The sequence below is a fragment of the Rhodococcus sp. NPDC080181 genome (genome assembly GCF_040702225.1).
In the GTDB taxonomy this organism is placed as follows: domain Bacteria; phylum Actinomycetota; class Actinomycetes; order Mycobacteriales; family Mycobacteriaceae; genus Rhodococcoides; species Rhodococcoides fascians.
On record NZ_JBFBKN010000024.1, the window covers coordinates 1 to 12979 of the forward strand.

Annotated in this window: 12 protein-coding genes; 10 read left to right on the forward strand and 2 right to left on the reverse strand. The window is 61.4% G+C overall.

The window, feature by feature from the left end:
- Positions 1-43: 43 nt before the first annotated feature.
- The 5 genes from AB0O58_RS21965 to AB0O58_RS21985 all read left to right on the forward strand — a co-directional run bounded on the left by AB0O58_RS21965 (position 44) and on the right by AB0O58_RS21985 (position 3569).
- A complete protein-coding gene (locus AB0O58_RS21965) occupies positions 44-556 on the forward strand; it encodes a hypothetical protein (protein ID WP_366238780.1) in 513 nt (170 codons plus the stop codon).
- A gap of 203 nt (positions 557-759) precedes the next feature.
- Positions 760-1059: a hypothetical protein gene (locus AB0O58_RS21970; RefSeq protein ID WP_155288603.1), complete on the forward strand. Its 300-nt coding sequence runs from the start codon at positions 760-762 to the stop codon at positions 1057-1059.
- Between the two features lie 188 nt (positions 1060-1247).
- The gene (locus AB0O58_RS21975) at positions 1248-1490 is read left to right on the forward strand and encodes a hypothetical protein (RefSeq protein ID WP_032399732.1); all 243 of its coding nucleotides are present in this window, start codon (positions 1248-1250) and stop codon (positions 1488-1490) included.
- 121 nt (positions 1491-1611) lie between these two features.
- Positions 1612-2532 carry a hypothetical protein gene (locus tag AB0O58_RS21980; protein WP_032399733.1) on the forward strand — a complete coding sequence of 307 codons (921 nt, stop codon included), beginning with the start codon at positions 1612-1614 and terminating at the stop codon, positions 2530-2532.
- A gap of 194 nt (positions 2533-2726) precedes the next feature.
- A complete protein-coding gene (locus AB0O58_RS21985; protein ID WP_366238781.1) occupies positions 2727-3569 on the forward strand; it encodes a hypothetical protein in 843 nt (280 codons plus the stop codon).
- Positions 3570-3615: 46 nt separating this feature from the next.
- On the opposite strand, the gene AB0O58_RS21990 is transcribed toward AB0O58_RS21985, so the two are convergent.
- Entirely contained in the window at positions 3616-3993 is a 378-nt protein-coding gene (locus AB0O58_RS21990; protein ID WP_366238782.1) for an Lsr2 family protein, read from the reverse strand.
- 420 nt (positions 3994-4413) lie between these two features.
- Between AB0O58_RS21990 and AB0O58_RS21995 the strand changes: the two genes are divergently transcribed.
- From AB0O58_RS21995 to AB0O58_RS22010, 4 genes are all read left to right on the forward strand, one after another.
- Positions 4414-8301, forward strand: a complete 3888-nt coding sequence (locus tag AB0O58_RS21995; RefSeq protein WP_366238783.1) for a hypothetical protein — start codon at positions 4414-4416, stop codon at positions 8299-8301.
- 41 nt (positions 8302-8342) lie between these two features.
- Entirely contained in the window at positions 8343-9026 is a 684-nt protein-coding gene (locus AB0O58_RS22000; protein WP_366238784.1) for a GNAT family N-acetyltransferase, read from the forward strand.
- A 209-nt stretch (positions 9027-9235) separates the two neighbouring features.
- Positions 9236-9826 (forward strand): glutaredoxin domain-containing protein, encoded by a 591-nt coding sequence (locus tag AB0O58_RS22005; protein ID WP_032373168.1) that lies wholly within the window; start codon positions 9236-9238, stop codon positions 9824-9826.
- Between the two features lie 25 nt (positions 9827-9851).
- Positions 9852-12071 (forward strand): SNF2-related protein, encoded by a 2220-nt coding sequence (locus tag AB0O58_RS22010; RefSeq protein ID WP_366238785.1) that lies wholly within the window; start codon positions 9852-9854, stop codon positions 12069-12071.
- 59 nt (positions 12072-12130) lie between these two features.
- Here the strand turns inward: AB0O58_RS22010 and AB0O58_RS22015 are convergent, their stop codons facing one another.
- The gene (locus tag AB0O58_RS22015) at positions 12131-12502 is read right to left on the reverse strand and encodes a histone-like nucleoid-structuring protein Lsr2 (protein ID WP_032373169.1); all 372 of its coding nucleotides are present in this window, start codon (positions 12500-12502) and stop codon (positions 12131-12133) included.
- Between AB0O58_RS22015 and AB0O58_RS22020 the strand changes: the two genes are divergently transcribed.
- On the forward strand, positions 12492-12914 hold the full coding sequence (locus AB0O58_RS22020) for a hypothetical protein (RefSeq protein ID WP_366238786.1): 423 nt from the start codon (positions 12492-12494) through the stop codon (positions 12912-12914). The genes AB0O58_RS22015 and AB0O58_RS22020 overlap by 11 nt on opposite strands.
- Positions 12915-12979: the final 65 nt, after the last annotated feature.

Consider the following 12979-nt stretch of genomic DNA (forward strand, 5'->3'; position numbering starts at 1 on the left):
ACGCCGTCTTGCCCCGCAGACCTGAACCAGAAGGAACGCAATCATGAAAGTCGCAACCGCGTTCTACGACGAGAACAATCTCCTCGTTCCGCCTACCAAGTTGTGGACCGGTACCCATCCCACGATGAACCAGCTCACGCTTCAGGGCGGGTACTGGCACATCTGCACGAAATTCTTCGACACGACCACCGTCCGTGACGTTATTGCCGAGGCTGCGCTCCAGGCAATCATCGATCACAACGGAACGGTCATCTACGACCAGATCGACGAACACCCCGTCTTCGACGAAACCACTCGTGAATTCATCGGTTGGCGCTACTACGTCCAGTACGTGATCGAAGAGCCCGATCACCGACCATTTCCGAGCTACGCAGCGACGGCTGACCGAATCGGGATCTCGCCCGACTACGTCCAGCCGTACGACGGTGTCTCCGAAGACGGCCCTGACTATCAGACGCCTCGGCCGCAGCGGCTTTCGGCTCTGCAGGCTCTCCGTGAGGCCCAACAGCACCGGGGTCCACAGAACTTCGGTCTGTCCCATGAGCCGACCTACTGAACGCTCGATTCACCGGGGCCTCGACTTGCCCACCTCGCACGCTGAAATCCAATGCAGCGCGCGCACCTGATCACACCTGGAGAGATATGAACAGAACACTCACCCGTACAGCAGAGCTCGGCGCAACCCTCGCTGCCGCTGCGATCGTGGGAGCTGGCGTTGCCGCCGCAGAGTCAGTGCCCGATGGCGTCTACCGCGGAACGGTGAACGGTGCCCAGGTGCCAGTTTGGGACGGCAAGACGATTTCAGGCGATGGCACCTCGGTGATCAACCGCCTCAACGGGTTGGATCGCTTCCCCGCCGACGTCTATGCCGGCACCTCGATCTTCGACGGCTCGCCGGTAACGCATATCGACTACCGCGTGCTCTCGCCCCAGCTCGGCATGCTCGTGCACGACGAAGTGACTCCGGACGCAAACGACCCGAACCGCTTGAACGGCCGGATGTACTTCACGGCGTTCGGCAGCCCGATCCCGGTGCTGTCCTTCACCTTGACCAAATAGCTTCAGCACGCGCCTTCAGGGGATACACCAAGCCCTGATTACTTACTTCTGACGTTTCCCACGACTGGCCGCAGATCTTGGTACACACCAGGTCTGCGGCATCTGTGTTTCTGGGGGACTATCCAAGCTGACACACATGGTTGGTCCGACTGGGACCTCTCCATTCGACACGCAGAAAGGACCCAGTCGTGAACGATCATCAAAGGATTACGGGCCTGATCGGTGCTGCCGCTTTGGCCTCCGCCGCCGATCCGCGAGCCGTACGGTGGGCCACCGAGGCGCTCGCCCTTGCTCGAGTCCTAGAGCTACCCATTCTCATAGAAGAAGCCAAAGGAGTGCTGGGCCGCCTGGCGCACGACACCAGCTGCCTGTGGTGTGCGGGAGTGCCTGATACGGCGATCCCGGTCGCATCCTTCTGGTGCATGAATTGACCCCCCTCTCCCCGGCCAACTCCGGAGCACCAACAACGGTGGTCGACCTCTGTAGCCCCGCTGCTATTTAGTTTCGTTTCGTTTCATGTAACGAAACGAAACGAAATGGTAGGGTCTTCGTATGACCTCAGTCGAGCCACCCCGCAAGCCAGGCCGGCCTCGTATTCACGCCAGCCCGTCCGACAAGGTCCGAGCCCATCGCGCTAAAGCGGCCGAGAAAGCAGCCAAAGTTGCCGAAGCCGCCAACGTCGACGCCTCGACCCCGGAATTGGCCGTCGCATCTCTGGCTGCGGTCCTGCCGGCACTTGAAGCCCAGTTCGGGCAGATCACCGCGCTGGTCCAGCGAGTCGAATCCGCAATCGGCACCGTCTCGGACCCCAGAGCCCTCGATCAGCGTCTCGAACTGATGCGCGCCGAAACCGCACGCACCGTCTCCGCTGCAGAGGAACGCGCCGCGACCGCCGAAGCTGCAGCGCACGCAGCAACCGTCCGCGCCGACGCACTCGACGCCGAGAACGACGAGCTTCGCACCGACGCAGCCGACGCTTGGGAGCAGACCGAGGCGGCGACCACTGCCGCCGAGCGGTCCCGCGCCGACCTCGAGGAACGGAAAGCGGCGCATCGGCGCACCCTCGACGAACTCGACGCGCGCCAACGCACCGAAATGGCAGCGCTACAGGACAACCACGACTCCATCGTGGCCTCGCTCAAGACCAGCCACCGTGAGGCAATTGATCGCTACGACGAAAAAGAACGCCGCCTCGAAATGGAGCTGGCCGAGCTCCGCGCCGAAGCGAAGACCCTCCGCGCAGACTTCACTGCCGAACGCACCGCCCACCAGGACGACAACCGCAGTAACGCAGCAACACTCGCGCAGCAGCGCACCGACGCCACCAAACGCGAATCCGAGCTACGCCGCGACTACACCGAACGCATCGACGAACAGAAAGCGATCGCCACCGACCTACGCGAAGAGATCTCCCTGCAACGCGCCGAACTCGATCGGCTTCACGGCGTCGAGGAGGATCGCCGCCCTGAGTGATGCCATGCAGACGGAACACACTCATCCAGTCGTTCACGTGAATGACTGTCGCCGGAACCGTCGCGCCCCCGTGCGCCGCATCCGCGCCGTTCGCTCCCTCGCCCCGCTGAAGGCTCACCAGCGCATTCGCAAGTCGAACGCTTGTTCGATATAGTTTTGATAGTTTCTACCGGCACGGCGAAAGGTCGACTCTTATGGCTAACGTCGACGTTAGCCACGACCTCACCGGGCTCGACAAAGCCACCCAGCTGGAGGTGCTCCGTCAACGGATTGCCACCGTTCCCGGTGGTCGGCGCGACCAAGCACCGGCCGAGCTCCCGACCGTCACCACGCCCGATCGTCCTGCTCTCGTCGCCCCGGTCGTCGACGACCCGGAGCTCATCAGCGCCGCTACACGCGCTAAAGCTCTGCGAACCATGCCCGTGCCACCACCGCTCGCCGCGCTGCTCCCTCGCCGCGCTCTGGTCCGCGGAACCGCCCTCTCTGTCACCGGCGCCGGATCGATGCTCATCGCTCTCGTCGCCGAAGCCTCCGCGGCCGGACATCATGTGGCTCTCATTGGCCAACCGCGTCTGAGCCTGCTTGCCGTCCACGAACATGGCGGCGACCTCAAAAAAATAGCACTCGTTGATCCCGGAAACGCTGATCCCCTCGATGCAGCTTCGATTTGTCTCGACGGGTTGGATTTGGTCGTAACAACCGTGCATGGACGTGACGTACCACCAACGCGCGCAAGGGCTTTGCTCGCGCGCAACCGTAAGCATGCCAGCATTCTGATGTTGACGGATGGGCGCATGCCCGGCATCGATCTGACCGTGGCCTCCACCGTCTGTGGCTACAGCGGTATCGAGCAGGGAAGGGGCCGCATCAAGTCCATCACTCTCGAGACGACCGTCCACGGCCGAGGCACACCGCATCGGACCGGCCGCCATACCCTCATCGCACCTACCTTCGGTGAGGCAGGCCTGCGCTGGATACCCACGGTCACCGACGATCTCGAAGTTCGCCGCCCCGTCACGGTTGCAGCAGCGCACTAGCTGCCGGCGGCGTTCCGGTCGTCCCACCCTCGGGTGCGGCAGCAGCTCACCGACCTCGATGGGCGGCGTTGAAGTCCGCTTCCACATTTGCCGGAATTCTGCCGCGATCGCTGATCCCGTACCCCTTGTCGAAGGCCCACTGCCGGATCGCCCGCGTCTGCTCCGGCCCCCGCTTTGCTGATGTCTTCGTCGCTGCTGCGGTATTTGCGGCCACGGCGGTGGGCTTTCGCTTACGACCACCGACCCGCCTGGCATATCCGATGTAGTAGTCGAGTTTCTTGTGAAATTCATTGGCGTTCTTTACTTTCAGATCAATCGAGTATTCCACCCCGTTCACGGCGAATTCAATCGTCTCGCCAGACTCCTCGTCGATGACCGAACCGTCGAGGTCGTCGATCAATTGAACTATTTCTTGTTTGGCCATAGTCAAACACCTTTCATCGAGACATTCCTAACGGCTGAACCGTATTGGTCTTCATGAGGGTAGTCAGCTTGCACAGACGCATTCTTCATCGACACGGTGATCGGAGCCACCGTCGGGCAGCGCATTTGATTTGCTGCGGTCGTTTGGTATGCGTCGTGCTCGCGTATCGAACAACGATCACGCCTGCCCTGAGAACAACGTCGCGACAAATGATCCGTAGCTCAGGGCCGCAGGAGCAGCCCCGGAGGGGCATGGCGAACTGACCAGTGAAGGACCGAATCCGGCAGGACTCCCCGGCCATCGCTGATGCGTTTGCCCCGGATTGCACCTAAAGACCCCGTACGCCCCACCCCCCGTGGGGATCCGCGCTCACCGCATCAAGGCCCACCGGCCGATCAGACACAAAAGGAGACGTCGAACATGACACCGACCCCGTACGCACGTAAGGCTCCGGCGACCGCCGCGGAGTCGGCGTTTCTGTTTTACGACATCGAGTCACTGAACAACGCCTTCACCGTCGCGCTCTATCGCACCTCCGAAGCCGCGGCCGTGGTCTACTACCTCATCGACGAGGACCCGAGCATCGGTCTGAGCTCGCAAGCGGTCCGTGCGGCAGCAGGTGATCCCTCAGGTGAACTCATGACTCGGTTGTACCGATCGAATCCAGCGCTGCTCGCGAGGCAACGCGAAACTCCAACAGGAGTGCCCGGTCGCGCCATCAAGTTCCTCGATCTCGCCAACGACAGCAATGCTCGGTCGTTGGCGAGACTCCTCGGTGGCGTTGTGGACAAAGGCGACGTCCACCTACGCAGCGAATGCCCGGTCAGCAGAACCGCGATCGTCTGCGACACACATCCTGACTACGACCATCGGCTGCCCGAGCACGCGTTCGTTACCGGGTACAACTCGAACCAGTACGACACCACGATGCTGGCTCTGTACTTCTCCCTTCGCTTCGACGAGCAGTACAGGCCGCATCGCGTGACGGCTGCGCAGATGAGGGCGCACAACAACGACATGTTCGCTCTCCACAAGAGCGGAGACCGCCCGTCGATGTCTCGGTACCTTTCGCATTGTGGCAACCGTCGAGCGGCTCAAATCAGAAGCAACTGGTTGTCGTCAGGTCGCCACCTCGATGTCGCCAGACTGAACGAGCTACAGCAGAAAGTCGCGTTGAAGCGATTGCTGGGGATGCTCGGTCATCAGATCCTCGAATCCGAGAAGCTGGCCGGACCAAACGCCCGTCTCGATTCTCTCGAGGACTTCTTCGAACTGGCCGCATACAACATCTCCGACACCGTCGGCACAGCGTTGTTGTTCGACGACAACACGTATTCGGGGAGCTTCGACCTGCGGTCGGGCCTGCTGCGCACCTTCCCCGAGACAGTCTTCGACCACAACGGCGACTACAGGACTCCCGTCCTGGACACGGCTCAGGTCTTGACCTGGCCGCGCCCGCGCCTGACGACGGACACGTCCTCAGCTCAATTCGCCGGGCGGATCCTCGCGCCCTACCGGGATCTGCGCGCTATTCCCGGACACATTGCTGATCTACCTGTCGTCTCGTACCGCTACCCTGATCCTTTGGGGCACAACGGATCGAACATCGGTGCCGCAATCAATGTTCTCACCGCGACCCGAGACTTCTTCTTCGAGACCGTCCCGGCCGACACCGAAACGGGCTTGGCCGCGCATCAGGCCTTCGAGAACATCTACCGGTATTACCGGCGTATCGAAGGTCTGAACTTCGACGATGCGCAGCACAAGGAGTTCGCTCCGGTGGTAATCACCGGCCGTATCTCGGCGAAACTACGGGCGGCTTCGGCTCGTGAATCCGCCGGCGGACACGATGTCGACTCGACAGCTCAGTTGTCGGAGCGGTTTCTCGAACTGTTCGGCGGCGCATCCTCCGCTGCCGACGAGCGTCCTCGTCGCTTCACGCTCGGTGCCTTCGCGGCGCTGAGCAAAGCGCTCATCGCATGGGCAAACACCCACAGTTCATCGGAGATCGCGCACAAGGAACTGATTGCCGACATCGATCGTCTGAAGATCATCGTCCTCTCCCGGGCAGATGCCGCTCAGCCCTACTGGCCTGCGGATCGGCCTACGTCGTTCAGTGAGACCGTCATCGAATGGCACAACGACCGCAATGACGCGGCCAACATGTCCTACGAACTCGCATCGATCGGCAAGCTGCCGTGCAACATCCCTTATTTCGACAGCGCCGGTGAACCGACGAGCTGCTTCGCGACCTTCTCCACTGGTGGGATCCATGGAGCAGAAGCAGACCTCGGTGCCTTCGCCGTCGAGCGAGATGCGTCTCGGGGACGGTGGGCACTCTTTCGCGCCGCGCTCGACACGGCAGCAGACCAGTTCCTGCAGGCGGCACACGTCATGGAGGACTGGGCGGGCGGCGGGGAACCCCTCGATGCGAAGACTGAGGTCATCGTCAGTACGGGGACCGGGTGGGTGGCCGACAACGCGGCCGCGATGCCGCCCATCGTGGACGCAGCCGGAGGAAACTACTCAGGCGAGCATCTGGCGATGGCTGCGTGGTGGTTCCGGAAGAAACTTCGGGTCGACGTGGTCGACCCATCGACAGATCAGATCGTCACCGTCGAGTGGGGAGACATGCTCAAATCCGGATCCAAGGCAAACGACCCGATCCTGCGTGATCGTCCCAAGGGCGACCGAGGGGTGGAGCTGTTCACTGCGCGTGAGAGCAAGGAGTTCCCGTTGTTCCCGGCCGGCGCCACTCACGATGACAACAAGCTCGACCCGAAGTACCGGTTCACCTCCGTCGCTGACGTCATCCATGAGGACTTCACCAGCTACTACCCTCTGATGTTGGTCAATCTGGCGGCCTTCACCAACCCAGACCTGGCTGAACCAGGACAGCCTGCTCCTGACAAGTACAGCCAGATTTTCGGCGACAAGGAGCGATACGGGAAGTTGCGCAAAGACAAGACGCTCACTGCCGCCGAACGTGAGAACTTCAGCGTTCTACGTGAGGGCACGAAGCTGATCCTCAACGCGGCGTCCGGTGCGGCAGACGCGCGCCACGACACCCCGATCCTGATGAACAACATGATCATCACCATGCGAATCATCGGGCAGCTCTTCAGCTGGCGGATCGGGCAGGCGCAAACGTTCGCCGGTGGCCGCATCGTGTCGACGAACACCGATGGTCTCTACTCCACACTCGATTCCGAGACCAACCAAAAGGTGCTCGATCAGCACACCGCAGCCATCGGTGTCGAGATCGAACCCGAGTCCCTGACCCTGGTGTCGAAGGACTCCAACAACCGTGTCGAGTTCCTGACCGCCGAAGAGTCCTTCGAGATCCTGACCGATGACAGTCGAGGGGAACCTCAATATCGACCCGAGGAGATCGCCGGCAAGCCTTGGTACCGCGTCGTCGCTTCTGCGGGTGGCGGGACTCTCGCCTGCTGGGCGGGGCCGAGTCCACGCAAAGCGCTGGCTCACCCGGCAATGGTCGATCGACTGCTTCTGGAGTACTTCAAGCTCGTAGCCGGTGGATACACCCCAGAGCAGCGACCTGTTCCGTATGCACTGACCGGCCCGGTCTCGATCTTCGAGTCCATGGACACCACCGCAGTGCGTGAGGTGCTACGCGAGCTGCACCGCCAGCTCGGCGTTCGCGACCTGCTCAAGCTCTACCAAAATTTGCTGGCATCTTCCCCGTCGGCGGGCAGCTATCTCTACGCTGCGCCGTACCGGGTCGACCCTGACTCGGGACTGGTCATCGACGCCACTGACACTGCGCATCTCACTTTCCCGGGTGACCCGCGCAGTGTTACCGACAACGATGCGCTCTTGCGTGAGGGCGGCACCCTGAATCGGCATCCGAAGGCAACAGAAGTGCAGCTGTTGGGGCACTTCACTCGGGTATTCCTGGTGCGACCCGACACGGTCGATCGGGATATGTTCGGTGATCCGCTCGTGATCGCCGCGGCAAAAGCAAGGGTCGTCAGTGCGAGCACCTGGACCTCACGTGAGGACAAGGGTCTGCGACCGACGAACCCCAATGGTGTCGATCCGATCGCTGAGCACCTCCTCACGCTCGCTGGTGAAAATTCGGCGCATCAGGGCCGAACTCGAGATCTCATCCTGGCTCGACACAGCGGAGTGGATCCGTCGACACCGATGCTGGTGTTCAACCACACCATCGCCGATCACCCGGATACTGCTCTACTCGAGCACTTGTTGGCCTCGATCGACACCGAGGCCTACATCGCGATGGCCGCGAGCTCCTACGAAGAGAACTGGCGCAACGCATCCCGATGACCAAGCTCAATGTTTCGACCGCATCCCCACGAAGGAGTCCGATGACGAATCGAGTTCGTATTCCCGAGGTAGGTCCGATCGTCATTGGATCCGGTCGATTACGACTACGCGAGCCCTCCCCCTTGGATGGGCTCGCGTGGTCGCGATTGCGCTTGGACGATGCCGAGCGTCTAGCTGCACGCATCGAAGGGCTCGTTCCGGTCGACGATGCGGCCCGATGGGCGGAGCAGAACCGTCCGAACAACTGGATGACTGTGCACCGCACAGCCAGGCAGCGCATCGAGCTCGGGCTGGGCTGGTCGTGGGTCGTCGAAGTCGACAACCGGTTCGCCGGTCAAATGGAGCTGACGGGGCTGACCCGCACACCCGTCCACGCGGTGCGAGTGGGTGCCTGGATCGGTCACAAGTTCACCGGCCACGGTGTCGGATCGGCGGCTCTCGCTCTCGCACTCGACCACGTTTTCTGGTCCGAGGGTGTCGAGCTGGTCGAGGCCTTGGTCGACAGCGACAATGAGTACTCTCGTCGCGCACTGCTCTCCATGGGGTTCCGTCGCTGCGCGCAGCAGCAAAAATTACGGTCCACCTGGGAATCAGCTTTCCTGCCGGACCCTGCGGCCGAGTTGTTCGAGGTCACACCCGGCGATCTACAACAGGGTCGCTCCTCGTTCATCGACCACGCCCTCGACCGGCGGCACCATCACGCATCGCGCTCCGATGGCGTCTAGAGCTCGAACGTCCCGGCAATACGCCTGACGTCTCCCGCATCCGGGCACGTTTCGGTGACCCACTGAGTCGCCCACCTTCTCGAAAAATACTTCCTCCACCCTCCTGCTGAGATCGGCTCCCTCGCAGGTGCACCGGCCGCTAAGTCGATCCTCGACAGCTCCGGCCAGCCCGCGACCTCAATGACCACCATGAAAGAGGCAACACCGACATGACATCTCCACTGAGCACCGTTTCCGATTCCGAGCTGACGGCACAAGGACCAGACCTCAGCGGCCTCGCACCCTTGCACCCCTTACTCCCCCACGCCGTGATGTACACCCTGCCGCACTGCCCGAACTGCGACCGACTCAAGACGTTGTTCAAGGCCGCTAAAATCCCGGTAGTCGCTGCCCCCCTCGATGACGAGCCCGACGCCTACCAGCTCTTCCACGGTGAGCTTCACGTTGCGCAGACTCCAATCGTGCTGATTCACAACACGTTCACGACACCGACCTACTTCAGCGGGTTCAGTTCTGATCTCGCTCAGCTTGCAGTCAGAGCGATCCGCTCACGTCTGCGCGATCTCGAAGACTCCCTCGATCTCCCATCGGTCGATCTGTACGTCGCCGACCTCGGTGCCGCAATCGAACCGGGTCAAAGCTGCCCCTTCATCCGACCGGATGTCTTCGCAGCACTCGCAGCCAGTCATTCCGACTGCCCCAGGGAACAGGTCTCTCGCGCAGCAGCACCCCAACCCCTCTCGGCATCGAGCGCTCTGCTCGACATGGCCAGTTCTGAGTCCGCTCCCCCGCTTCACTGACCCGATTCCACGTTTGGAGATGACGATGACCGCTGTACTTCCCACCGTGGCCGAGGCATCTTCTGCACCCCGGTCGGCGTTGCCGGCCTGGATGCAGAAGATCGAGGACAGTCTCAAGCCCTTTCAGAAGCGGGTGCGCGACTTCATCCTCACCCGGCCGGCGTCGGCGGTGTGGATGACCATGGGTAGCGGCAAGACGCTGGTCACGCTCTCTGCTCTGTCCTACCTGCGCGAGCCCGGCCATATCCTGGTCGTCGCCCCTCGGAACATCGCTGTCGATACGTGGCCGGAGGAGCTCTTCGATTGGAACATTCCTCTGCGCGTGACCTCGTTGAACATCACCCCGCCGGGGATACGAGGCAAGAACGGACGACCCAACAAAAGGCAACGCAACCTCAAGCCCGAGGAGTTCAAAGCGCTCGTGGACAACCTCGGAACCGACGCCGCCGGTATCTACACTGTCGGCTCGGACCGCTTCACCGAGTTGGTCAGACGCATCGTCTATGCGGGCGAGCCTCGGGTACGCCCGGTAGGTGCCACACGCGACGACGGTGTCGTCGATCTCGACGCCGTACGAGATGCACGTGATGAAATCGAACGCCGCTTTGCAGCACTGCGTCTGTCTCGAATCGAAGGTTCACCCGACGATGAGCGGTGCGCGCTCGAGACCAATTGTCGGGCAATCGAAAAGGCTTTCGCCGAGACCAGGTTGATCAAGATCAAACCAGCCACTGCATCCGGTGCCCCTCCGACAGTGGTTATCGCGCATAGCGATCCCGCGACGACGAAACTACTTCGCTCCGAGCAAGTGCGCCAGGACCTCGCCGCGGCGATCACCGATGTCACAGGCCAGAAGTTCAGGGTCGCCGCTCACGTCGCCAAGGCCGACTACTCGCTGTGGCCGTTCCCGACAGTCATCATCGACGAGGCCCAAGGGTTCAAAAACCCCCAATCCTTGCGCTGGAAGGCGATGACCGCGGTCCGCCCGCACATCCGGCGCATCATCGAACTGTCCGGCACGCCAACGCCCGAGGGGGCGCACGAAATCTGGCCGCAGATCTTTCTACTCGATAAGGGATTCGCCCTCGGCTGCAGCTATACCGACCACCTCGCAACCTGGTTCACTCCGGAGCAAGTCGTCAAGAATCAGGTGACTCGGTGGGAAATCAGTCGTCACAATGAAACGCAGTTGCACCGGGCGATTTCACATCTGGCGATCTCTGCCGAGAACACCGAACTCGATCTCATCGGATTCGCGCCACCGGTCACCCACGTCGTGCCGATGACCTCGGACTTACTCGGTGCCTACGAAGCGTTCGGGCGAGACGCGCTGTTGGCAGTTCTACTGACCGGTCTCACCGAATTACGACGCCGCGCGTACGACAAGGTCATGGTGGCCACAGCAGACATCTACGCGGTGGCCGCCGCCGATGATGCGGCACGAATGCAGGCCGTTATAAGCGGAGTGGGCAAGGACGAGATCGACACCCTTGCTGCCGCAGCCAGGTGCCGCGCTGTCGAGGCCACCGGGGACCGCACCCGTGCGAAGGCTGCACACGATGCGGTCACTCTCGATGACGCCTCGGCTTTCTACATCGAGGCAGTGAATGGCGGTGTGCTAAGAAACAAGCTGCTCCAGTTTGCCTCTGGTGCGGTCTATGTCGACATCGACAAGGGCACCGACGGTTACGACGCGGCGACCGAACTGACCACTCGGCCGACGCTGCGACTGCATTCGGCCAAGTTCGACCGAGTGATCGAGATCTGCGACCGTCACTTCGCTGGCGGAGATGGTGGATCGATCTTGATCGCCTATCGGTTCGACTTCGAGAAGACGATTCTGCTCCACCGTCTGCACCGCGCCGGGTATCCCGGTGCTCGCGCATACAACGGCATGCCCGACACAAAGAAGGCGTGGAACCGAGGTGAGATTCCGATCATGCTCGTCCATCCGGCCAGTGCTGGCCACGGACTCAATCTGCAGTTCGGAGGTCACACGTTGATCTGGACGACCCTGCCGGACTCGAACGAACACTTCGGGCAGACCCCGGCCCGACTCAATCGTCTCGGTCAGAGCAAACCGGTTGTCGTGCATACGATCTTGACCGAGGGGACCATCGACATGGCGATGCCCGGCGCTCTGTCGGACAAACAGGCCAGTCAGCAGCGTCTGATGCAAGCAACTCGGTCCGAGTTCAAGACGACGATGGCCGGTGCCATCGCCGAAGCCAATTCGAGTCGATAGAAGCGAACACACCCCCGCACCAGACGGTGCGGGGGTGTGGCTTATGCCGTCAAACGGTGTTACTCGCTGTGCGCGGGATCCAGCAAGCTGATAGGGCCGATGCCTTTGGCCTCGTGGTACTTGGTGATGATCTCCTTGCTGACCATTCCGCGATCGCCTACATCGATACCGTTGGCCTTGGCCCACAGCCTGGCTTCGTGATGCATGGCGGCGTTCAACGACCCGTGGGCGTTGCGACCGACTTTCTTGACTCGGCGACCCTTCTTGACCACGTCGTATACGGTGATCGCCTTCAGCTCGTCTTCCAGCTTGTCTCGGTCTACGTCGACGACCCAGATGGCGTTGTCGAACACGACACCCACCCGGTACCAGTTCTCGACCACCTCACCCGTGGCGTCACTGTAGACCGTCGTCGATTCCTTGATCGTCATCAGCGTGCAACCTCACCCTTGTGTCACTGTGCCACCACACCATGCCGGCTTCATTAATCTCGAATATTACATGGATGCGGCCTCGATATTCTCTTTGCACAGGTCAGGCGCGTGTAGGAGCGACAAAGTTTTTATCGAGGAAAAACTTGGCAACTATATGAAGTGCCATGAAAACATGACCTGGATCACGCAGAAATCTGTTGTTTGTATAGGAAAATCTGTGGTTTTTGACGGTTCGGGCAGTGAAGACACTTCTGCGAAAAAAGAACCATCTTGGAAGCCATTCGTTACCGCCGCGCGCGCCGGAGGCGCCCGCAGGAAGGGTTGCGGTGTGTCTGTGAAAAGTGGAGAACTACGGGCTGTGGAAGGCGCGTCATCTCCAGTGGGGTTGAGCCACCCCGGCGCGGACTGAAAGAACAGGACCGCGCCAGGGCGGCTCACCTGATAGACGCCCACCCCGAATACTGATTGAGCCAG

What these genes read in the sequence shown, in the direction of transcription:
- AB0O58_RS21990 (WP_366238782.1), bottom strand. Translation starts at nt 3,993, where the DNA reads ATGGCCAAACAAGAAATAGTTCAATTGATCGACGACCTCGACGGTTCG.
- AB0O58_RS22005 (WP_032373168.1), top strand. Translation starts at nt 9,236, where the DNA reads ATGACATCTCCACTGAGCACCGTTTCCGATTCCGAGCTGACGGCACAA.
- AB0O58_RS21995 (WP_366238783.1), top strand. Translation starts at nt 4,414, where the DNA reads ATGACACCGACCCCGTACGCACGTAAGGCTCCGGCGACCGCCGCGGAG.
- AB0O58_RS22015 (WP_032373169.1), bottom strand. Translation starts at nt 12,502, where the DNA reads ATGACGATCAAGGAATCGACGACGGTCTACAGTGACGCCACGGGTGAG.
- AB0O58_RS21985 (WP_366238781.1), top strand. Translation starts at nt 2,727, where the DNA reads ATGGCTAACGTCGACGTTAGCCACGACCTCACCGGGCTCGACAAAGCC.
- AB0O58_RS22010 (WP_366238785.1), top strand. Translation starts at nt 9,852, where the DNA reads ATGACCGCTGTACTTCCCACCGTGGCCGAGGCATCTTCTGCACCCCGG.
- AB0O58_RS22000 (WP_366238784.1), top strand. Translation starts at nt 8,343, where the DNA reads ATGACGAATCGAGTTCGTATTCCCGAGGTAGGTCCGATCGTCATTGGA.
- AB0O58_RS21965 (WP_366238780.1), top strand. Translation starts at nt 44, where the DNA reads ATGAAAGTCGCAACCGCGTTCTACGACGAGAACAATCTCCTCGTTCCG.
- AB0O58_RS21980 (WP_032399733.1), top strand. Translation starts at nt 1,612, where the DNA reads ATGACCTCAGTCGAGCCACCCCGCAAGCCAGGCCGGCCTCGTATTCAC.